Source organism: Streptomyces albidochromogenes (assembly GCF_005981925.1).
Lineage (GTDB): Bacteria > Actinomycetota > Actinomycetes > Streptomycetales > Streptomycetaceae > Streptomyces > Streptomyces albidochromogenes.
In genome coordinates, this window is the sequence record NZ_VBVX01000549.1 from 1 (window position 1) to 2,101 (window position 2,101).

Below are 2,101 nucleotides of genomic sequence, written 5' to 3' on the forward strand. Positions count from 1 at the left end.
GCGCCCCCAGCACGCCGCCCGCCGCGACCGCCACCGGCACCCGCCACCCGCCGCGCCCGGTGGTCTCGGCGCGCTGCGCGGGCACGCGCAGGTCGACATCGGGGTCGACCGCGTCACCGGGGCCGGCCGGCTCGCTCACCCGTACCCCAGCGCGTGCAGCCTCTCGTCGTCGATGCCGAAGTGGTGCGCCACCTCGTGCACGACGGTGATCTCCGTCTCGGCGACGACGTCCTCCCGGGACTCGCACATCCGCAGGGTCGGCCCCCGGTAGATCGTGATCCGGTCCGGCAGCACGCCCGCGTACCACTCGCCGCGGTCCGTCAGCGGGGTCCCCTCGTACAGCCCGAGCAGATCGGGGCCGTGGTCGGGATGGTCCGCCGGCGGTTCGTCCTCCACGAACACGGCGACGTTGTCCATCAACCGCGTCAGCTCCGGCGGGATCCTGTCCAGCGCCTCGGCCACCAGTTCCTCGAACTCCTCGCGCGTCATCTCCAGCACCCGGCCATTGTCACGTAATTCCGCGCGACAGGGTGGGGACGGGCTCCGACGGGCATGGGGCCCCGCCCGCTTGGGCATACGGGACCAATGGCCCGCGCTTCCTTTCGTGCCACGCTGACCCGCCTGCGACACCACTACCGCTCCCGTCACACCGCCCCCACCAGCACCCTGGTCCAGACCCCCCATCCCTACGCGCGGGCGCTGGGCCTCGCCGCCGTGGTCCTGTGCGGCGCGTGGCTCGGGCTGCTGATCGTCGGCAGTGTCCGTACTCCGGTCGGTCCGATGGACACGACCATGACGCTCCGCGCGTCCGCCGCCGGCGGCACGAAGATCAACGTCTCGCCGCTGGGCGCCCTGGAACTGGACACCCACACCGCGCCCCTGCGCCTCGACGTGGACGTCGACCAGCTCGACCCGGCCCGCTCCCAGGCCCTCGTCGAACACCCCGAGCGCCTCTCGGGCCTCCAGGAAGAGATCACCCAGGACGTCGCCGACGGCACGACGGAACTGGCCGTACGCTCCTGCGTCGCCGTCGTGTCCGGCGCCACCGCGCTCGGCCTCGCCGTCTACCGCCGCCCGCGCCGCGCCCTCGCGGCGGGCGGCCTCGCGCTCGCCCTGCTGACCGCGTCGGCCGTCAGCGCGTACGCCACCTGGAACCCGAAGTCCGTCCTGGAGCCGAAGTTCTCCGGCCTGCTGTCCTCCGCGCCCTCGGTCGTCGGCAACGCGCGCAGCATCGTCAGCGAGTTCGACGTCTACCAGAAGGAGCTGGCGCGCCTGGTCACCAACGTGACGAAGCTGTACGACGCCACCTCGACGCTCCCCACCTACCAGCCGGACCCGGCGACGATGCGCGTCCTGCACGTCTCGGACATCCACCTCAACCCGGCGTCGTGGCACATCATCGGCTCGCTCGTCGAGCAGTACGACATCGACCTGATCATCGACTCCGGCGACACCATGGACCACGGCACCGCCGCCGAGAACGGCTTCCTGGACCCGATCTCCGACCTGGGGGCGCCGTACGTCTGGGTCCGCGGCAACCACGACTCGCTCGCCACCCAGGACTACCTCGAACGGCTGAAGAACGTCCACGTCCTCGACGAGGGCCGGGCGGTCACCGTGGCGGGCATCCGGGTGGCCGGCACCGGCGATCCGCAGTTCACCCCGGACCGCTCGGTCGAGGCGCAGGGCGATCCGGCCGAGCGCATGGCGGGGATTCGTCTCGCCTCGGCGCTGCGCGACCAGCGGCGGGCCGGTACGCCGGTCGACATCGCGGTGGCGCACAACCCGGTCGCGGCGCGCGAGACGGACGGCACGGTCCCGCTCGTGCTGGCGGGGCATGTGCACAACCGCAGGACGCAGGTGCTCGAGCACGGCACCCGCCTCAAGATCGAGGGTTCGACGGGCGGCGGCGGCCTGCGCGCGCTCCAGAACGACGAGCCCGAGAAGGTCCGTACGTCGGTGCTCTATCTGGACCGTTCGACCAAGCGGCTGCAGGCGTGGGACGAGGTCACGCTGGGGGGCCTGGGCCTGACGACCGCCGAGGTCAGCCGCCACCTGCCGGCCGAGAACAGGCCTGGCTCTTATACACATCTCCAACCCC

Annotated in this window: 2 protein-coding genes; one reads left to right on the top strand and one right to left on the bottom strand. The window is 72.2% G+C overall.

Going from position 1 to position 2,101, the window contains the following annotated elements; translation table 11 throughout:
- Positions 1–135: 135 nt before the first annotated feature.
- A complete protein-coding gene (locus E2E34_RS33715; RefSeq protein ID WP_189716198.1) occupies positions 136–498 on the bottom strand; it encodes a metallopeptidase family protein in 363 nt (120 codons plus the stop codon).
- A gap of 87 nt (positions 499–585) precedes the next feature.
- On the opposite strand from E2E34_RS33715, the gene E2E34_RS33720 reads away from it, so the two are divergent.
- Positions 586–2,101, top strand: a 1,516-nt coding sequence (locus E2E34_RS33720; protein ID WP_138905628.1) for a metallophosphoesterase family protein, incomplete at its 3' end; no start/stop codon positions are given.